Raw genomic sequence first — 19,703 nt, 5'->3', positions numbered from 1 at the left:
GAGCACGGCTCCAAAACGCGGCAACCAACGGCCGCGAGGGTCAAGCTTGGCTGCTCGGCTGGATCCAGCCCAGGAGCTCCTTCGCGCGCGCAGAGCAGTAGGCCCGATTGAGTGCGGAGATGACTTCGACCGAAATGGCCTTCGGACAGACAGCCTCGCAGGACCGCGTGAAGCTGCATCCGCCAAAGCCTTCCTCATCCATCGCCCGCACCATCCGCAGCACCCGCGCATCCTCCTCGATCTTCCCCTGGGGGAGAAGCCCCAAGTGCCTCACCTTTGCTCCGACAAAGAGGACGGCGGAGCTGTTCATGCAGGTCGCGACGCAGGCGCCGCAGCCGATGCAATGCGCAGCATCGAATGCTTCCTCCGCCACGTCATGAGCGACGGGCAAGCTGTTTGCTTCTGGAGCCTGCCCGGTCCCGACGGAAATGTACCCCCCCGCTTGCAGGATCCGGTCGAAGGCGCTCCGATCGACCACAAGGTCCCGGATCACCGGAAAAGCCTTGCTGCGGAAGGGTTCCACGGTGATTCGGGCCCCGTCCGAAAAGCTCCTCATGTAGATCTGGCAGGTCGTCGTCTCCTTCCCGGGTCCATGGGGTCGCCCGTCAATCACGAGCGAGCAGCTCCCGCAAATTCCCTCGCGGCAATCATGCTCGAAGGCCACCGGATCGCTTCCTCCCCTCTCCAGATCGTGATTGAGCTCGTCGAGCATTTCCAGGAAGGACTGGTCGGGGCGAACGTTCTCCCGAACGTACTCGACGAAGGCTCCCCGCTCGTTGGGGGAAGGCTGCTTCCAGATGCGCAGGATGATCTTCACCTACCGGTAGCTCCTTGCGACCGGCTCGAGGCTTTCGAACCGGAGAGGCTCGACCGCCCGCTCGGGAGCCTCCCCCTCGCCTCGAAAGAACCAGAGCGCGACATGAGCGAAACGGGAATCATCCCGCAGGCATTCTCCCTCCGCCGTCTGATGCTCTTCCCGAAAGTGACAGCCGCACGACTCTTCCCGCGCGAGCGCATCGAGGCAGAGCAGCTCTCCCAGCTCCAGGAAATCGGCGACTCGCCCCGCCTGCTCCAGCGCCTGATTGTACCCGTCTGCCCTTCCGACGAGCTGGGCATTCGCCCAGAAGGATTCCCGGAGATCCCGGATCTTTGCGGCCGCCAACCGGAGGCCAGCCGCGTTCCGCGCCATACCGCAATGCTCCCAAAGCAGCACGCCAAGCTCCTTGTGGTAGTCGGCGGGGATCTTCGATCCACGCAGCGCAAGGAGTTTCCCCACCCGCGCCTCCGCCCTCCGAATGCCGTCTCGGAAAGGAGCCGCTTCCCAGGGCAGGCAAGGATCCTTCTTGCGCGAGAGGTAGTCGCCGATCGTAGAAGGCAGCACGAAGTATCCGTCGGCGAGGCCCTGCATCAGGGCACTCGCCCCCAAGCGGTTCGCCCCATGATCCGAGAAGTTGGCCTCGCCGAGGACAAAGAGCCCCGGGATGGTCGACATGAGATGATAATCGACCCAGAGTCCGCCCATCACGTAGTGAATCGCGGGATAGATCCGCATCGGCTGAGCGAGCGGGCTTTCTCCGGTGACTTGGCGATACATGTCGATGAGATTTCCGTATCGCTCCCGGATCGCCTCGGGCCCAAGCCGCTGCAGGGCATCGCGGAGATCGAGGTAGACGCCCAGCCCATGGGGACCGACGCCACGACCCTCGTCGCACATTCGCTTGAGGGCCCGGCTGGCAATGTCACGAGGAACGAGGTTCCCGAAGCTGGGGTAGAGACGTTCGAGAAAATAGTCGCGCTCCGATTCCGGAATCTGATCCGGCGGCCGCGGATCGCCCGGGCTTTTCGGGACCCAGACCCTTCCGTCATTCCGCAGGGACTCCGACATCAGGGTGAGCTTCGACTGGGAGCCTCCCGCGGGCGGAATGCAGGTCGGATGAATCTGGGTGAAGCAAGGGTTGGCAAAGCCAGCTCCTTGCTTGTAGGCCCGCCAAATCGCGGTCGCATTGGACATCCGCCCGTTGGTCGAGAGATGGAAGACATTCCCGTAACCGCCCGTCGCCAGGACGACCGCATCGCCCGCACAGGCGAAGATCCGGCCACTCACCAGGTCCCGGACGATCACCCCCTGGGCGCGGCCCTCACTCACGACCAGATCGAGCATTTCCGCCCGCGAGTGCATCCGCACCTGACCCAATGCGATCTGCCGGTTGAGGGCGCCGTAGGCGCCCAGCAGGAGCTGCTGCCCGGTCGCCCCTCGGGCATAGAAGGTCCGGGAGACCTGCACCCCCCCAAAGGAACGGTTGGCCAGCATGCCGCCATACTCCCGGGCAAAAGGCACCCCTTGGGCCGCACACTGATCGATGATCCGGGCGCTCAGCTCGGCCAGGCGATAGACGTTGGCCTCGCGGGCCCGGAAGTCTCCCCCTTTGATCGTCTCCTGGAAGAGGCGGAAGACCGAGTCTCCATCATTCCGATAGTTTTTGGCGGCGTTGATTCCCCCTTGCGCGGCCACGCTGTGGGCTCTCCGAGGGCTGTCTTGAATGCAAAAGCAGTCGACCGCGTACCCGAGCTCGCCGAGCGCTGCCGCCGCCGAGGAACCCGCCAGCCCGGTCCCGACCACGATCACCCGCATCCGCCGCTTGTTGGCAGGAGAAACCAAGGAGAGCCCATCACGGCATCGCTGCCACTTTCGCTCGAGCGGTCCATCGGGGATCCGGGCATCGGGGGCGTTCATCCGTGTCCCTCGCTTCTCCCGCCAGCACTCACCGGATCCACCTCAGGACGATGGCCACCGGGATGACGGAAAAGCCGACAAAAAAGACCCAGCCCAGGGCGTGGGCAAGCCACCGTTCCCAGGGGAAGCTCCGCCGGTTGACCAACCCAAATGAGCTGAAGATCCCATCAATCCCGTGGCGGACATGAAAGAAGAGGCATCCCATCCCAAGAAGATAGACTCCCGCCACCCAAGGAGTCCTCAACCCTTCGATCATCATGCGGTGCACGTCGGGAACGGAGCGCCTTGTTTCCGAAAGATGGGCGGTGAAGCTCTCGAACGCGGAAAAGGGCGGGAAGTGCCAGGTAAAATGGTAGAGGTGGAATATCACAAAGAGACCGAGCCCGATCCCGGTCAGCAGCATCGAACGGGACTCCCAGCTCGCGCCATTGGGCTTCCGCTGGTCGTAAGGGGCTGGTCGCGCCTCTCGGCGGAGCTGGGCCAACCGGACCGCGCACCAGATATGGATGACGAACGAACCCAGGAGTACCAACCGCACGGTCCAGAGAACGAGGGGAACCGATTTGAGAAGATAGGCATACTGGTTGATGTAGACCGCGGGAAGAAAGATCTGCCAGTTTCCCAGCATGTGCAGGCAGACATAGCCGACCAGGATCAGGCCCGTCGCCCCCATGAGGACCTTCAGGCCGATCGTCGAGACGCTCGTCCGCTCCGTCACCGGGGCTCTCCTATCGCACAGCGCGAGGAAAAACGCAAAGAGATCTTATGCGCGTCCGGCGCCCGATGTTCGCAGGCTGGGTCCCCCAAGCGAACCGCTCGCCAAGAGGCAGGGCAATCCTTCCAGGCCGGCCGCCGGCCGCCGGAAGACCCAGGTCGAGAAACCGCACGCTTTTGCGGCGGTACCGTCGTTCTCCGGATCGTCGCCGACCAGAAGGATGGTCACCGGCGGGAGTCCCAGCCGCTCGGCCACCAGGCGGTAGAGGTATGGATCGGGCTTGGCCGCACCCAGCTCGGCACTCAAGAAGAGGGCTGAGAACGAGTCGATCAGCCCCAGATCGGCCAGCACCCGCCTCGCTCGCCGATCCCAATTCGAAAGAACCCCCAGCGGCCTTCCTGAGCTCCGCAAAGCAGCGAGAACGACGCGAACCTCCGGATAGAGCCTCCAGGCCGCGCCGCGCCCATAGTGCGCGTAGAGCTCCTCGGTCACCTGCTTCTCTCTCTCCGGCAAGGTGCCGGGCACCAGCGCGAGGCTCTCCCGGACCACTTCGCGCCAATAGGCGCGGTCCTCCCCATCCGAGGGAACGGTCGCCCGAGGCCGATACCGGCGGCGAGCCAGGGCCCGATGAAAGTTCTCCGTCACAACCGCGGCATCGACTGGGAACCCATGCCGCACGGCCGCCGCCGCGTAGGTCTCCCCCACGGGAACCGCCGGCACAAGGAGTGTGCCGACCAGATCAAAAAGAACCATGCGAATGGGCATGCGAAGGCTCGATCCGCTCATTGGATTCGAGATCGGGGTCGAAACCGCCATGACCAGCCAGCACCTCTCCGATCAGGAAGAGAGAGCCAGTCACCAGCACGGGGCCCGGAACCTTGGCCAACTCCCGCCTCGCCTCTTCCCACGAGCCGTAGGCTTCGCACGGCAACGCGGGGAAGCATCCGGCGAGGCGACCGGGATCGAGCCCGCGTTCGGCAGAGAGCTTGACCAGGCTGACTCGGCAAGCTTGCCGGGAGAGAATGCCGGCCATCGCCCTAAAGTCTTTGTCTGCCAAGACCCCAAAAACCAGGTGATAGGGTCGTTGCCCGAAGCCGGTTCGCCAAGCGTGGACGAGGGCCTCAGCCGCCTGAGGGTTGTGGGCTCCGTCCAGGATCCAGAGAGGATTCCTCTTCCATACCTGGAACCGGCCCGGCCAGGACACCGCCCGGAAGCCCGCACGAATCGATTTCTGCGGCAGTGCCCTTCCGGAAAAAAGAGGCAACCGGAGCACCGCGTAGGCGCAGGCCGCATTGTGCAGCTGATGGTGGCCCAGGAGCCCGAGGACGAGCCGCTGCCCCTCGATCCGCACCCGCTGGCAAGGCCCTTCTTCCCCGCCAGGCTCCACGGCCATCGCTCCGATTTCCCGGAGCGGGCTCCCTACCTGGAGCGCCCGCTCCTCAATCGCCTGCCGAGCTTCCCCCGGGCAGACCCCGATCACGGCAGGGACTCCCGGCTTGAGAATGCCCGCCTTTTCTTGAGCAATCTCGGACAAGGAGCAGCCGAGGTGCCGGGTATGCTCGAGGGCGATCGTGGTGATGACGCAGGCCTCCGGGCGGACGATGTTGGTCGCATCGAGCCTTCCTCCCAGGCCCGTTTCCCAGACGACCCAGTCCACCTCCTCCTGCCGAAAGGCGAGCAGAGCCGCCGCCGTCAGGACCTCGAAGAAGGTCGGAGCAAAGCCGGGCTGGGTCTGTTCCAGGTTTCGGATTGCCACTTGAACCCTCCGGATCCAACGCGTAAACTGACTTTGCGAAGCGATGGCCCCATCGATCTGGATTCTCTCACGGACAGTGCAAAGATGGGGCGAAGTATAGAGACCGACACGGTAGCCGGCGGAACGGAGAGCGGAGGCCAGGAAGGAGGCCGTCGATCCCTTGCCGTTGGTGCCGGCGATATGAAGAAAATGCAAGCCGTCCTGCGGCGATCCTACGGCTCGGGCCAGAAGCTCCATCTTCTCGAGCCCGAGCTTCATGCCCCATCGGCGGCATCGGCCGAGAAAGGCGAGCGCCTCCCGGTACGCCTCCTCCTCTGACGGGCCTCGTGGACGACCAGAGCAGGGTGAGGCCGCAGGATTCATGAGGAAGCGTCCAGGCTCCATTTAAGGGGAAAGATTTTTTTTACCCAAGGGAATTCGGGCAAGGCGCAACTTTCAGCAAACGGAAAGTCGAACGGAGAATGGATACAGGGGCAGATTCCGGGTGGAGGGCCCTCTTGCTGCCGCTGTTGGTGGCAGCCAACGCGTTTTTCGTCGCCATCGAATTCGCGATCGTCAAGGTCCGCGTCACCCAGCTGAAGCCCTTGTTGAAGAGCTCCGACTGGAGGCTTCCCCTCGCCTTGCGGATGGTTCGCGAACCCGATCGCTTTCTTCCCGCTATCCAGATCGGGGTCTCCCTGGCCAGCATCGGCCTCGGATGGGCGGGGCAACCGATCATGGTCGACTGCATCCACCCGCTGCTTCTCTCGATCGGCTTGCCGAAGGGTCCCTATCTCAGCTCGGTCGCCTCGATCCTCGGCTTTAGCCTGATCACCTTCGTCTGCATCGCACTCGGCGAGCTCGCCCCCAAGTTTCTCGCCCTTCAGTACTCGCAAAAGATCGTCCTTCTGCTCAGCCCACCGCTGGTCGCCTTCTATTACCTCTTCTTTCCCTTTGTCTGGATCCTGCACGAGACCGCCGACCGTCTTCTTCGGCTGCTCGGCTTCGCCCTCCCCCAGCCCCAAGGCGGTGGCCCTTCGCTCAGCCGCGAGGAGCTCCAGCAGATCCTCATCCACTCTCCGCACGCTCATCCTTTCGACGAGCTGATCAACAAGATCATGGTCAAGGCGCTTCGCTTGCGTCAAACCCGAGCCGAGCATGTCATGGTTCCGCGGGAGCGCGCGGTCCTCCTCTGGCGGGATGCCCCGATCGAGGCGACGATCCGCATTGCGCAAAGCTCGGGCTACAGCCGATTCCCCGTATGCGGGGAGAATGAGCACCAGGTCGTTGGAATCATCCTCTTGCAGGAGCTTCTTTGGCAATACATCGCCTTGGGCAAGCAGACCACCCTGGCCTCGATCCTTCGTCCGGCCCTTTTGTTCTCGCCGAGCATTCTCTTGCCCGCGATGCTCGAAGAGTTCCGCAAGGCGCGGACGCATATGGCGATCGTGACGGACGCCGGCAACCGCATGCTGGGCCTGGTGACCTTTGAGGACGTCCTCGAAGAGCTCGTTGGCGACATCCGGGACGAGTTCGACATCGAAAAGAGCCCGATCTACGAGCTGACCCAGGACTCGGCGACGGTCGACGGGGATCTGCCTTTGCGCGATCTTGCCATCGAAACCAATTGGCCGCTGCCCACCGAGACGACCCAGACCGTCTCCCAATGGTGCCTGGCCCAATGGGGCCGGCAGCCGAGACGATTCGAAACCCTCCGTGTCAACGGCTTCCTCTTGGTTGCCGAAGATGTGCTCCCCCAGAAATTCCGGCGGGTTCGCATCGAACGGCTCAAGGAAGAATTTCCGGAAGCGACCGACGAATCGGCATGAGCTCGGACCGCGAATCAAACCGCACCCGGTCCGCACCCCCCGGGCGGCAAGATCTGGGCGCTTGGTTCACGGCCCGCCGCCGCTCTCTCCGCAGGAACCTCTCTCCGGTACTTGGGGCTCTCCTGATCCGCCGCTTGACCGGGACGCTGCGTCCGACCATCGAAGACCCCCAGGGGATCGTGAGCCGTCCCCCGCGAGAGCCTCTGATCTTCGCATTTTGGCACAACCGGCTCCTGGTCATGCCGGCGCTCTACTCTCGCCACCTTCCCGGACGCAAGCTTGTGGCACTGGTCAGCGCCAGCAACGACGGCGAGGTTCTGGCCCGGCTGCTCGCCCAGTTCGGATTCGAAGCGGCCCGAGGCTCATCTTCGCGGCGAGGAAGCCTCGGGTTTCGGACGATCCTTCGGCTGGGACGGGAAGGACGAGACATCGCGGTGACGCCGGATGGCCCACGCGGGCCCCGCTACCAGCTGCAAGACGGGGTCCTGCAGGTCGCCCAGCTGCTCCAACGCCCCGTCCTTCCCATCACTTGCCGCTTCTCCCGAAAGTGGGAGCTGCGAAGCTGGGATCGCTTTCAGATTCCTTACCCGTTCTCCCGATGCACCATCCATGTGGGGAGCCTGATCACTCCCCCGAGAGACGACTCTCCCTCCGAGCTCGCGGCCTGCCGGGATGCCCTGGAAGAAGCGCTCCGCCCGGACACCCAATCCTGAAAGAAGGGCGTCTTTGGGGAGAGGCCGTTGCGTGGAGCCTCCGGTTTTCTTAGCATAAGGCCATGGAATACACTTCGCTGCCCGGCTTGAAAAAGCAGGTGCCCCGGATCGGCTTGGGAACCTGGGTCGTGGGGGGCTGGATGTGGGGTGGAGCCGAAGAAGCGGACGCCATCGCCGCGATCGAGGCGGCGGTCGCGGCGGGCATCTATTTCCTCGACACCGCTCCAGTCTACGGGTTCGGGCGCGCGGAGGAGATCGTCGGGAAAGCGGTCCGGAGGATCGGTCGAGACAAGGTCATCCTCGCCACCAAAGGCGGCCTCGAATGGAACGAGCGAGAGGAAATCCGACGCAATTCGAGCCCGGCACGGCTCAGAAAGGAGATCGACGAGAGCCTTCGCCGGCTCGGAACCGATTGGATCGATCTCTACCAGATTCACTGGCCGGATGCCCGCTCACCGATCGAGGCGGCGGCGCAGACCCTGCTCGATTTCCAGGCGCAAGGGAAGATTCGGGCACTCGGGGTGAGCAACTTCTCCCCGAGTCAAATGGATGCGTGGCGGAGCGTCGCGCCCCTTCACACCGACCAACCTCCCTTCAATCTCTTCGAGCGCGGGATCGAGAAGGATATCCTTCCCTACTGCCGCGCTCACGGCATCGGCGTCGTGGCCTACGGGGTGCTCTGCCGAGGACTGCTCACGGGCAAGTTCTCCGCAGGCGACACCTTTCCGGCGGGCGACCTTCGCCGGTTCGATCCCAAGTTCCAAGCGGAGGCCTTCCGCCATTACCTCTCCGCGGCGGAGGATCTCCGCTCCATCGCCCGGGCCCGGCACTGCTCGCTGGGCCAGCTGGCCGCCCGCTGGGCTTTGCAGCAGCCGGGAATTTCCGTCGTGCTCTGGGGAGCGCGAAACCCCGGGCAGATCTTGGAGGCGGCAGCGGTCCCGGCCTCCTTGCTCTCGGAGCGGGAGCTGGCCGACATCGACCGAATCCTGGCAGCGCGCATTCCGGAGCCGATCGGCCCGGAATTCATGGCTCCGCCGCTCTGAACGACCGTCCGTTCTCCCAGCTCCCGCGCCCCGGCATGGTTTTTGCTTTATAAAGGAGGCCATGCACTCGACATTTCCGGTTGACACCGGCGTTGGCCGTCAGGAAAAGAACTGCTTACCCGGTCCCGACTACCCGCTCCCCGCCGATTTCGACGAGATGGTCGACGGCGAGCTAGGGCCGCGGCCTCCCTATCAGGGCCTCTGGAAGTTCCTCGAAAAGCTCTCGCCGGAAATGTGGGAGCATCGGCAGCGGGCCGCTGCCGAAGAGCTCTTGCGTCGCGGAGTCACCTTTGCCGTAGACTCGAAGAGCGAGGAACGAATTTTCCCCTTCGATCTTCTGCCTCGGATTCTCTCCGCCTCGGAATGGCTCCCGATCGAGAGGGGGCTCATCCAGCGGGTGACCGCCCTCAACTGCTTTCTCCGGGATGTCTACACCCGGGCCCGGATCCTGCAGGAAGGAGTCATCCCGTCCTCTCTGGTCTATGGGTCTTCCCAATTTCGAAGGGAAATGGTGGGGGTTGCAATGCCCCACGGGCTTCATGCGATGATCGCTGGCTCAGATCTTCTGCGACTTCGGGAGGGCTTTGTCGTCCTGGAGGACAACTTGCGGGTGCCGAGTGGCGCTTCCTACATGCTCGCCAACCGCCGCGTCCTGCGCCGGATCTTCCCCTCGCTCTTCCAAGCGGGCCCGGTCGCTTCCGTCGAGCCCTACCCCACCCTCCTGCGGGAGGCTCTCACCGCCCTTCGCCCCGAGGGAGCTCGCGACGGCCTCACCGTCCTTCTGACCCCAGGAATTCACAATCCGGCCTACTTCGAGCACACCTTTCTTGCGCAGGAGATGGGCATCCCGTTGGCGGAAGGGAAGGATCTAGCGGTAATCGATGGGAAGGTGCAGCTGCGCACTTCTTCCGGCTGGAAGGGGGTGGGCACCATCTACCGCAGGCTCAACGACGACTTTCTCGATCCGGTCGCCTTCCGCCCGGAATCGCTCCTCGGCGTACCGGGGCTCGTGGCCGCTTGTCGAGCCGGAGCAGTGAATGTGGTCAATGCGATTGGGACCGGGGTCGCAGACGACAAGGCGATCTACCCGTTTGTCCCCTCCATGATCCGCTATTATCTCGGGGAGGAGCCCATCCTGCCGAACGTGGAGACCTTTCTTTGCGACCGGCCACCCGAGCGAGACCATGTTCTTGTCCACTTGAAGGACCTGGTCGTCAAGGAAGTAAGCCAAGCGGGAGGATACGGCATGCTCTTTGGACCCACGAGCAGCGCCCGGGAGCGCGCGGCCTTTCGCGAGAAGATCCTCGCCCAGCCGCGCAACTACATTGCGCAGCCCGTTCTCTCCTTCTCCCAAGTCCCTTGCTGGATCGACGGACGCCTCGAGCCCCGGCGAATCGATCTGCGCCCCTTCGTTCTCTTCGCACCCTCTCCCACGGTCATCCCGGGAGGACTTACCCGCGTCGCCCTGCGCAAAGGGTCCTTCATCGTAAACTCCTGCCAAGGGGGCGGGAGCAAGGACACCTGGGTGTTGCGCGCCGACAAGCATGCCGGAAGGCCGCAGAACCTGGGAAAGCCATGATCTTTCGCAAGGCGGCCTACTTCTATTGGCTCTCGCGCTACCTGACAAGGGCACTCGACACGATCCGGCTCGTGGAAGCCTATTGGCCTCTCTGCTGGGACGGCGGAAAGGGACGGGGCGAGGCCTCACTGATCCGGCTGCGCCAAGCGTTGCGCATGTCGGCTCCCGGCCCAATCTTCGGACCAGCGGGTGAGCTCTTCTGGTTTCTGGAGGCTACCGAAAATCCTCTCTCCGTGAGAAGTTCGATCGAAGCCGCACGATCCAATGCGCGCCTCTTGCGAGAGGAGCTCCCGGAGGAGCTATGGGAGATGCTCGGGGAGCTCCCCTCGGGGCTCCCGGCCGTGCCCCCCGCGCCGCTCCTCGAAACGCCCTTCCCATGGAGCGTCTTCCTCCACCGGGTTCAGGGGATTAGCGCCATCTACGAAATCGCCCGGTTCTCCCTCGTGCAAGGGGCGGGGCCGGATTGCCTCGCCCTGGGTCAGGCGATCGAAGGGATGGGGAACCTCACGGCGGCCTTGAGTGCGCTCGTCCCGGATGAATCGGGAAGCCCGCCTCCCTCCCCGGAGGAAGAAGCGGCGATTCTCTGCGGCTTTTGCTCCCTCGACGCCTACCGGGCAACCTTCGGCCCCTGTTACGAGGATGAACCGGTCTGCCGCGCCCTTCTGGGCGACCGGCGGATCCCCAGGAGCTTCGCCGCGCTCCTGCAATCGGTTTCGGCCTCGCTCGAGCGGCTCGAGAAGAGCAGCACCTACACCCTTTCTTCCGCTTCTGAGTCGGCTCTGGCGCTCAGGGCGGCTCTCGCCTCCCTGGGAGGCACCTCCAAGAATCGGCTGAGCTACCTCCTGGTGGAGCTTCAGATCGGCTGCAATCAGCTCCACCAGGAGATCGAAAAGGCGCTCGTCTAGCCAGCGGCAGGCCACGGAGCCGGAGCCGCCGCCCGTCGACGGACCTTCGGACGATGCAGCGCGTCTACGCTTTAACCTTTTGCGGCCTGCTCCTTTCCCACTATAAGAAGAAAAGAACGCCCGCATGTTTCCCCCATCCCGGATTCGCAATTTTTGCATCATCGCGCACGTAGATCACGGCAAGACAACCCTCTCCGACCGTCTTCTCCAGGCCACCGGCACGATTCCCGAACGGCAGATGCAGGACCAGCTTCTTGATTCCATGGACCTGGAACGAGAGCGGGGGATCACGATCAAGGCCCACCCGGTCACCATGCGCTACAAGGCTGCAGACGGGGAAACCTATCAGCTCAACCTCATCGACACGCCGGGCCATGTCGACTTTTCCTACGAGGTCTCCCGAAGCCTTTCGGCCTGCGAAGGGGCTCTCCTCGTGATCGACGCAGCCCAAGGCGTACAGGCGCAAACGGTTGCGAACGTCCACCTGGCCGCGCGGCAAAATCTCCATCTGATCCCGGTCATCAACAAGATCGACCTGCCCACCGCTAACCCGGCCTCGGTGAAGCGGCAGCTCGAAGAGGTTCTCGCCATCCCCGGAGAGGAAGCGGTCCTGGCAAGTGCGAAGGCGGGAATCGGCATTGGCGAGACCTTGGAGGCGGTGGTCCACCGGATTCCTCCTCCGGATCCCTTCACCGACGGGATCATCCGAGCCCTGGTCTTCGACTCGATCTTCGATCCCTACCGAGGGGTCGTCCTCTACGTACGCGTCCGGTCCGGAGAGCTCTCCCGGGGCGAGAAGATCCTCCTCATGGCGACGCAAAGCGTCTACGAGATCAAGGAAGTCGGGATCTTCTCTCCCAAGATGACCTCGCAAGATCGCCTCGAGGCGGGAGCCACCGGCTACGTGATCGCCAACATGAAGAGCCCGCTCGAGGTCAAGATCGGGGACACCCTCACCTCGGCTCTTCATCCGGCATCGGAACCGCTCTCGGGGTTCCAGGAAGCTCGCCCGATGGTCTTCAGCGGCATCTACCCGATCAACCCGGCGGATTTCGAGAAGCTCAAGACCGCTCTTCACAAGTTGCAAATCAACGATCCGGCCATCGTCTTCACGCAAGAGAGCTCTGCGGCGTTGGGGTCGGGCCTGCGATGCGGCTTCCTAGGCCTGCTCCACATGGAGATCGTCCAGGAGCGGCTCCGACGGGAGCACGAAGTCGAGATCCTGGCCACCTATCCCAGCGTCGTCTACCAGGTGCATCTGACCAACGGGAAGACGCTCGAGGTCGATAACCCGCTCCGGATGCCCGATCCTGCGCAGATCGACTCGATCGCGGAACCGACGGTGCGCGCCTTCCTGCTGATTCCGACGGAACGGATCGGGGAGATTCTCCAGCTCGTCCTGGAGAAGCGCGGCATCTGCGAATCGACCGAATCGGCGGGAGAAAACCGCGTGATGCTGCGTTGTCGGATGCCCCTGAGCGAGATCCTGGTCGATTTCAATGACCGGTTGAAGTCGCTCACGCGAGGATACGGTTCGATGGACTACGAGCCGGCCCCCTACCAGACCGAAGACCTGATCAAGCTCGACATCCTCGTCAACGGCGAGCCCGTAGAGGCCTTCTCCTGCATCGTGGCGCGCAGCCGCGCGGAAGCCCGGGGCCGGGCGATCCTGGCCAAGCTGCGGGACTTCATCCCCCGGCATCTCTTCAAGATCGCTCTCCAAGCGGCCGTCGGCAGCAAGATCCTCGCTCGTGAAGACATCGGCTCCGTGGGAAAGAATGTGACCGCAAAATGCTATGGCGGGGATATCACCCGGAAGCGCAAGCTCTTGGAGAAGCAGAAGGAGGGCAAGAAGCGAATGAAGACCTTCGGTCGCGTCGATATTCCGCAGGAAGCCTTTCTGCAGATCCTCAAGACGGAGACCGGATCATGAGATCGGCGCCCTTATCGTTCTCGGACCGGCGGGAACGCCGCCGCCACCAAAAGGCGCTCGACCGGCTGAGAAAGGCAATTCATCGGATGTGCGTCCGTCAGAGGGACCTGCTTTCCGAGGAAGCCCGGCAAGAAGCGGAAACCTTCGAAAGGGAGGTGGCATCCTACCTCACCAACGCGGATTCGTCCTCCGCGACGGCTCCGGTTCTTCTCGAACGGGGGGACAAGCTCGCGGCGAAGCTCTTTCCGCGAAAGCCCTGGGGGGAGCTGAGGGAAAACGTCGAGATCTTCCTGGTCGCGATCGCTGCAGCACTGGCCATCCGCGCCTACTTCCTCCAACCGTTCAAGATTCCCACCGATTCGATGAAGCCGACCCTCTACGGGATTCAGACGGTCGCCCGGACCGGCCCACCCCCATCGGCTCCCGTCCGTCTTCTGCACCTGCTTCTCTTCGGCAAGCAATACCACTATCTTCGCCTCTCCCATGACGCCGCCCTGGTCGACCTGGTTCCAGGAAAGTTTCTCATCGAATACACCGATCTCCTCTTTGACGACGGACAAAAGCAGCGCGTCTGGATCCCGGCACCCACGTTGGTCTACAAGGTCGGGCTCCGACCCGGCCTCACCTTTCACGCCGGAGAGCCCGTCTTCAACTTTTTGAGCGTCGCGGGAGACCAGGTCCTGGTCAACAAGGCGGTGTATCACCTGCGCCCCCCGAGACGCGGCGAGGTCTTCGTCTTCCGGACCGCCGGCATCGAAGGCATCGAATCCACCTTGCGGGATCACGGGTTGGATGGATCGCTCTTTTACATCAAACGGTGCGTCGGAGTTCCGGGTGACCGGCTTCAGATCGACCCTCCGGCGCTCCGGATCAACGGGAGCACTACGCCCCCGAATGCCGCCATGGCCCGGGTCGAAGCGGGGCGCGCCGGGTACCACGGTTACGTCGTCCTCCCCGGCCAGCAGTACCTCCTCTCCCCGGAAGAGCAGGTGGTTGTCCCCAAGGATGGTTACTGGGCGATGGGCGACAACAGCCCCGATAGCCAGGACAGCCGCTTCTGGGGGCCGGTCCCCCGAAACGACCTTGTGGGGACCGGCCTTTTCGTCTACTGGCCGCTTAGCCCTCGCTGGGGCTGGATTCACTGAGCGGTCGCTTGGCTCTCGGTCCGGACAAGCAGGATCGGAGCCTCGGCCAGCCGTCGAACCGGGAAGGAGGTGCTCCGCCCGAAGAGTTCCCCGAGGATTGAGTGTGCATGGCTTCCCATGACGATGAGATCGGCTCCTTTTTCCTTCGCGGTCCGAACGATCTGGTTGACCGGATCCCCTAGAGCAAGCTCCACCTCAGCCGAGAGTCCTTGGCTTCGCAGATCACGCGCCCTCTCTTCGAGGTATTGCCGCGCCCGGTTCATCGCCTCATCCTGGCGCAAGGCGATCCGTTCTCCCGATTCGAGAGTCCACTCCTCGATGCCGGCGAGCGGAAAGGCCGGAAGAGGGGAGACATGAAGAAGCACCAAGCGCGCGCCCGAGAGCCGCGCAAGCTCGCGTGCATGGCCAAGCACCGCGTCATCGACGGGGCTCTGCTCCAGGGGTACAAGCAAGCAGTGATACACGGAGGCCACTGAAAGAGTAGTCGAAGGTCTCCCGCGGGAAAAGACCGCATTTGCCAGAGATGTGCATCGGCTGGCCGTTCCGTTCCCGCTCGAGCCGGCCTAGAGAACGCCCACGACCCGTCCGTCCTCATCGATATCGATCCGCAGGGAGGAGGGTTCGCTTGGCAGGCCAGGCATGGTGAGGATCTCTCCGCAGAGAGCCAGCACGTAGCGCGCGCCAGAGGCCAGGCGCACCTCTCGGACGGGAAGCGAGTGCCCTTCTGGCGCTCCGCGCAGTCGGGGATCGGCGGAGAACGAGTACTGGGTCTTCGCAAAGCAGACGGGCAAGTGGCCGAAGCCCTCCTCCTCCATCTGGACAAGTGCGCGCCGAACCGACGGCTTGGCCCTCACCTCACCGGCGCCGTAGACCTTTTCGGCCACAGTGACGATCTTTTCCCAGAGCGGGGTCTCTTCGTCATAGAGGAAACGGAAAGGGGCGGGATCGGCCGCCATTTCCAGCAGCTTTCGCCCGAGCTCCTCCGCACCCGCCCCTCCCTCCGCCCAGTGCCGGCACTCGGCGGAAGGCACGCCGATGCTCCTCGCTCCTTGTTCGACGCACCGCAATTCCGCGTCGGTGTCCGAGGCGAAGCGATTCCAGGCAATGACCACGGGGAGCCCCAGGAGATCCCGCAGGATCCTCACATGCCTCCGCAAGTTCGCCATCCCCGATTCCAACGCTCCGAAGTCTTCCCGATCGAGGGCATCCAAGGGGAGACCGCCATGGAACTTGAGCGCGCGAATGGTAGCGACGATCACTGCCGCCGCTGGACGCAAGCCCGATTGACGGCAGAAGATATCGACGAACTTCTCTCCCCCGAGATCGCTCCCGAACCCCGCCTCCGTCACCACCCAGTCGGCAAGGCTCAACGCCGCCTCTACGGAGACTACCGAGCTGCACCCATGAGCGATGTTCGCGAATGGCCCCCCGTGAATGAACGCAGGGACCTGCTCGAGCGTCTGCGCCAGGTTGGGCAGGAAGGCGTGCCGGAGGACCGCCGCCATCGCTCCGGCAGCACCCAGATCTCCCGCAGTCACCGATCCGTCGCCGACACGGGCGCCAATACGAATCTCCGAAAGACGGGTTCGCAGATCGGTAAAGTTACGGGCAAGGCAGAGGATCGCCATTACCTCCGATGCGGCGATGATTTCGAACCCATCCCGCCGGACCGGCCCTCTGTGGCCATCCAAGCCCACAACGATCTGCCGCAAGGCCCGATCGTTGATATCGACCACTCGCTTCCATTGGAGCCGGCTTGGATCGAGGTGAAGCTCGTTCCCCTGATAGAAATGGTTGTCGAGAAGAGCCGAAAGCAGGTTGTGAGCGAGCCCGACCGCGCCGAAGTCGCCGGTAAACTCAAGGTTGATCTCCTCCCGAGGCACGACCTGCGCCCAACCCGCTCCGGTTGCCGCCCCTTTTCTTCCAAAGATCGGCCCGATCGACGGTTCGCGCAGGCAGACCGCCGATTTCTGCCCGAGCCGGCGCAAGGCGTCGGCCAAGCCAATCGCCGTCGTCGTCTTCCCTTCTCCGGCGGGAGTCGGGGTGATCGCCGTCACCAGGACCAATCGGCCCTTGGGTCGATCACGCAAACTCTTGAGGAAAGGCCAGCGCAGCTTGGCGGACCCCGTTCCGTAGGGAAGAAGCGCCTCCTTCGGGATGCCGAGCCGGGCTCCAATCTCCTCGATCGGAGCGGGGCGGGCATGCTGCGCGATGGCAAGATCGGTAAACGGATGACTCATGGGACTTCCCTCCGGATTGGTCTCTTGTCCGCCGCCTGGCAAACGGATTTCCGCTTGGCTTTTCCACGCATTCCCGACTACCATAAATGCCTTTCAATAGGCGACAAGCTTCCCTTCCGCCCGGGTGAAATTCTTCACATCCCTCTCCGATCAGGCCCGCCAGGAGCTCATCGCTGAGCGCAAGCGCAACTCCGTCCTTTGGAGGGCCATCCATCTTTTGGGCTCTCTCCGTATCGCCGTTGGCCTGCTTCTGAGCCTGGCTGCTGCCTGCGCCGCCGCCACCTGGATCGAGTCGCGCTTCGATTCGAGCGTCGCCCAGTACTACGTCTATCGGTCGCCCTGGTTCCTCGGCTGGCTCGTCCTCCTCTGCCTCAATCTCTTTGCGGTCACGCTGACCCGGATCCCCTGGAAGCCGCGCCACCTCGGGTTCGTCATCACCCATTACGGGATCATCCTGCTGCTTTCCGGGGCCATGATCGGCCGGATCGCGGGCTTCGAGGGATTCGTCCACTTGCGGCTCGGCGAGCCCGCCGAGGATCGGGTGACGCTCAATCAGACCGCTCTTTTCCTGGAAGACCCCTTCCGGAAGGAGATCTTCCGCGTGAGCTTCCCTGCAGAGCTCTGGCGTCCCCGTTCCGACCATCCACGAAAGCTCACGATTCCCGGAACGGACCTTCGGCTGGTCGTCGATGATTTTTCTTCAGACTTGGCCCTTGCGGAGGAAGTGGTCCCCTCCTCCGATCCCTCCTCTGGACCCGGGATCACCCTCCTGCTGCAGAGCCGGATGGCCAGACAGAAGACGCTGCTCGCTCTTTTGGAAAGGGAGCCCGCCCACCAGACTCAGGACTTCTTCGGCCTCGCCAAGGTTCACTGGCTCTCCGGACCACCCGCCTCCTCTTCCGGGCGGACCGTGCATGAGGCTCAGGTCGTCTTTGCCCGATCCCCCGACCAACCGATCACCCATGCGGCCGAGGGCATCCCGTCCCACTACCGCTTCTTTCTCGTCCCCGATGAGCAGAGCCGGCAGATGCTCCTGGTCGCTATCTCCCCCTCGGGACAAAAGAACGCCTGGGAGGTAGCCTCCCACATCGGCAAGGCACTCGAGTTACCCGGCGGCGCGCAAGCGCTCTTGACCAGCTATTGGCCCGACTTCGCCATGCGGGAAGGGAAGCCGACCTCCCTTTCGGATCGTCCCGAAAATCCTGCCGTCCTGGTGCAGCTTCGCTGGACGGAAGGGGGGGGTGGCTCCACCGGCCTTTCGCTGTGGAAATCCCCAGATGACGACCGCATCGCCTTTCGGGCCCTGAATCGGCGGGAAGAGGTCTCGGCCGAAGGAAAGGCCACCCTCGGTCAGAACTTTTCCCTGGGATGGGCCGATTGGGAGGCCTCGGTTCTCCGCTACGAATCTCATGCATCGATTCAGTCCATCATCCGGAAGCGGGAACCGGGCACGGCCTTCACGATGACGATCGGCTCGGGCGTTCGCGCGTGGGTGGAGGATCCGAAGAGCAAGGCGGAATCCCCTCGCCTCTGGATTCTCTCGGGGCTCACCCAGACCTTCGCGGTGGAGGGGATCCCCATCCGGGTTGCCTACGGGCTGGAGAGCCGATCCCTCCCCTTCCGCATTTCGCTGGAAAAGTTCGCTGTCCCCCGGGAAGAGGGAAGCGAGTCGCCCGTCGACTTTCAGGCGACCGTCCGCTTTGAGGATCCGAAGGCCGGCACGACCCGCGTCGCAACCGCCCACATGAACTCGCCGGCGACCTTCCCGGGAGGCTTTTGGCGATCGGCGCTCGGGCGCAACTACAAGTTTTCTCAGGCATCCTGGAATCCCCAGGATCTCCAGGAAACCACCCTTCAGGTGCTCTACGATCCAGGCTGGCCCTGCAAGTGGGTCGGCTCGCTCTTGATTTGCGGAGGCATTCTCCTCATGTTCCTCCATCGTGGATCGCCCAAGAATCCGACTCCGGTCCCCACGGTTCTGCCGCCCGACGAGATCCCTTCGGAGCGGAGCGCCGGTGCCACGCCGACTCGGTAGATGGACGGAAGCGCAGTGGGGAAGAACAATTTCGGCCTAGCAAGGAGTGTCATTCGTGGAAAAGGAAATGCAAGAGCGGGAAGCCGAGCTTCGAGCCGCACTGGGGGTGGCAGAGACGGAAGCCGCTCTCGAAGAGATCCGCATCCGCTACCTCGGCCGGCAGGGAGAGATCCCGCGTCAGCTCGCTTCCCTCTCCGCCCTTCCGCCGGAGCAGCGACGGGAGGCCGGCCGAGCGATCAACCGCTTCAAGGCTTGGGCCGAGGCGGCGATCGAGGAGAGACGCGGGTCCCTGGCCTCCGCCCATCCCCGGGGACCCTCTCTCGACCCGACCCTTCCGGGCCGCCCGGTGCCCGAAGGCTCGATCCATCCGGTCTCTCGCATGTCGCGGCGGATCGTGGAAATCTTTCATCGGCTCGGTTTCGCCCTGGCCGACGGCCCGGAAGTCGAAACGGAATTCTACAATTTCGACGCCCTCAACACTCCTCCCGACCATCCGGCACGCAACGAGCAGGATACGTTTTTCCTCAAGGATCCGGGCCTCCTTCCCGCAACTCCCTCCCGTGGCGGCGGCCGGCTCTTGCTCCGCAGCCAGACGAGCCCCGTGCAGATCCGGGCGATGGAGAGGCGACGACCGCCCATCCGCATCTTCGCTCCGGGGCGCTGCTATCGGCGGGATGAGATCGACGCCACCCACTCGATCGCCTTCTTCCAGGTCGAAGGGCTCGTCGTGGAAGAAGACACGAGCCTGCTCGACCTCAAAGGGACGCTCGAGCTCGTCTTCGGAGAGCTGCTGGGCCCGGAGACTCGCTTCCGCTTTCGCCCCCACTACTTCCCCTTCACCGAGCCAAGCTTCGAAATCGACGGCTTGCGTCCTGGCCGGTCGAAAGCGGGGAAGGAGTGGCTGGAGCTTTGCGGGTGCGGAATGGTCCACCCCAAGGTGCTCTCGGGCGTCGGCATCGATCCGGACCGCTACTCCGGATTTGCCTTCGGATTCGGCATCGAGCGGCTCTTGATGATCGTCGAGGAGGTGCCCGATCTGCGGCTCTTTACCGAAAACGACATCCGATTCCTCCGCAACCAAAGCTCCCCCGCTTAAG

The 19,703-nt window shown here is 63.6% G+C and carries 16 protein-coding genes; 9 read left to right on the top strand and 7 right to left on the bottom strand.

Annotated features, from left to right (window positions below):
- Window positions 1–40 precede the first annotated feature (40 nt).
- The 5 genes from MacB4_RS08625 to MacB4_RS08605 are packed head-to-tail and all read right to left on the bottom strand — an operon-like array spanning window position 41 to window position 5,589.
- On the bottom strand, window positions 41–817 hold the full coding sequence (locus tag MacB4_RS08625; protein ID WP_206863449.1) for a succinate dehydrogenase/fumarate reductase iron-sulfur subunit: 777 nt from the start codon (window positions 815–817) through the stop codon (window positions 41–43).
- Window positions 818–2,734: a fumarate reductase/succinate dehydrogenase flavoprotein subunit gene (locus MacB4_RS08620; protein ID WP_206863448.1), complete on the bottom strand. Its 1,917-nt coding sequence runs from the start codon at window positions 2,732–2,734 to the stop codon at window positions 818–820.
- A gap of 28 nt (window positions 2,735–2,762) precedes the next feature.
- Window positions 2,763–3,452 carry a succinate dehydrogenase cytochrome b subunit gene (locus tag MacB4_RS08615; RefSeq protein ID WP_242529204.1) on the bottom strand — a complete coding sequence of 230 codons (690 nt, stop codon included), beginning with the start codon at window positions 3,450–3,452 and terminating at the stop codon, window positions 2,763–2,765.
- A gap of 45 nt (window positions 3,453–3,497) precedes the next feature.
- Window positions 3,498–4,214, bottom strand: a complete 717-nt coding sequence (locus MacB4_RS08610; protein ID WP_206863447.1) for an HAD-IA family hydrolase — start codon at window positions 4,212–4,214, stop codon at window positions 3,498–3,500.
- Window positions 4,189–5,589: a folylpolyglutamate synthase/dihydrofolate synthase family protein gene (locus MacB4_RS08605; RefSeq protein ID WP_206863446.1), complete on the bottom strand. Its 1,401-nt coding sequence runs from the start codon at window positions 5,587–5,589 to the stop codon at window positions 4,189–4,191. Before MacB4_RS08605 ends, MacB4_RS08610 begins: the two co-directional genes overlap by 26 nt.
- Before the next feature lie 77 nt (window positions 5,590–5,666).
- Here MacB4_RS08605 and MacB4_RS08600 point away from each other — a divergent pair, with 77 nt between their 5' ends.
- From MacB4_RS08600 to lepB, 7 genes are all read left to right on the top strand, one after another.
- Window positions 5,667–7,013 (top strand): hemolysin family protein, encoded by a 1,347-nt coding sequence (locus MacB4_RS08600; protein WP_206863445.1) that lies wholly within the window; start codon window positions 5,667–5,669, stop codon window positions 7,011–7,013.
- On the top strand, window positions 7,010–7,726 hold the full coding sequence (locus tag MacB4_RS08595; protein WP_206863444.1) for a lysophospholipid acyltransferase family protein: 717 nt from the start codon (window positions 7,010–7,012) through the stop codon (window positions 7,724–7,726). The genes MacB4_RS08600 and MacB4_RS08595 overlap by 4 nt, the downstream gene beginning before the upstream one ends.
- A 62-nt stretch (window positions 7,727–7,788) precedes the next feature.
- Complete coding sequence (locus MacB4_RS08590) at window positions 7,789–8,769, top strand: aldo/keto reductase (RefSeq protein ID WP_206863443.1); 981 nt, start codon at window positions 7,789–7,791, stop codon at window positions 8,767–8,769.
- Between the two features lie 61 nt (window positions 8,770–8,830).
- Window positions 8,831–10,348, top strand: a complete 1,518-nt coding sequence (locus MacB4_RS08585) for a circularly permuted type 2 ATP-grasp protein (protein WP_206863442.1) — start codon at window positions 8,831–8,833, stop codon at window positions 10,346–10,348.
- On the top strand, window positions 10,345–11,253 hold the full coding sequence (locus MacB4_RS08580; RefSeq protein WP_206863441.1) for an alpha-E domain-containing protein: 909 nt from the start codon (window positions 10,345–10,347) through the stop codon (window positions 11,251–11,253). Before MacB4_RS08585 ends, MacB4_RS08580 begins: the two co-directional genes overlap by 4 nt.
- A 124-nt stretch (window positions 11,254–11,377) precedes the next feature.
- Window positions 11,378–13,186 carry a translation elongation factor 4 gene (gene lepA / locus MacB4_RS08575; protein WP_206863440.1) on the top strand — a complete coding sequence of 603 codons (1,809 nt, stop codon included), beginning with the start codon at window positions 11,378–11,380 and terminating at the stop codon, window positions 13,184–13,186.
- Window positions 13,183–14,331 (top strand): signal peptidase I, encoded by a 1,149-nt coding sequence (gene lepB, locus MacB4_RS08570; RefSeq protein WP_206863439.1) that lies wholly within the window; start codon window positions 13,183–13,185, stop codon window positions 14,329–14,331. The genes lepA and lepB overlap by 4 nt, the downstream gene beginning before the upstream one ends.
- Here the strand turns inward: lepB and MacB4_RS08565 are convergent.
- On the bottom strand, window positions 14,325–14,804 hold the full coding sequence (locus MacB4_RS08565) for a universal stress protein (protein WP_206863438.1): 480 nt from the start codon (window positions 14,802–14,804) through the stop codon (window positions 14,325–14,327). The two genes, lepB and MacB4_RS08565, sit on opposite strands and share 7 nt — an antisense overlap.
- A gap of 90 nt (window positions 14,805–14,894) precedes the next feature.
- Window positions 14,895–16,571, bottom strand: a complete 1,677-nt coding sequence (locus MacB4_RS08560; RefSeq protein ID WP_206863437.1) for a formate--tetrahydrofolate ligase — start codon at window positions 16,569–16,571, stop codon at window positions 14,895–14,897.
- Window positions 16,572–16,695: 124 nt separating this feature from the next.
- Here MacB4_RS08560 and MacB4_RS08555 point away from each other — a divergent pair, with 124 nt between their 5' ends.
- Both MacB4_RS08555 and pheS read left to right on the top strand, forming a co-directional pair.
- Entirely contained in the window at window positions 16,696–18,606 is a 1,911-nt protein-coding gene (locus MacB4_RS08555) for a cytochrome C biogenesis protein ResB (protein ID WP_206863436.1), read from the top strand.
- A 55-nt stretch (window positions 18,607–18,661) separates the two neighbouring features.
- The gene (gene pheS, locus MacB4_RS08550) at window positions 18,662–19,702 is read left to right on the top strand and encodes a phenylalanine--tRNA ligase subunit alpha (RefSeq protein WP_206863435.1); all 1,041 of its coding nucleotides are present in this window, start codon (window positions 18,662–18,664) and stop codon (window positions 19,700–19,702) included.
- Window position 19,703: the final 1 nt, after the last annotated feature.

Origin of the sequence: Methylacidimicrobium sp. B4, from assembly GCF_017310545.1 — a bacterium.
Taxonomy (GTDB): domain Bacteria; phylum Verrucomicrobiota; class Verrucomicrobiia; order Methylacidiphilales; family Methylacidiphilaceae; genus Methylacidimicrobium.
The sequence above is the reverse complement of the archived record's forward strand: the minus strand, read 5'-3'. Positions and strand labels throughout refer to the sequence as shown.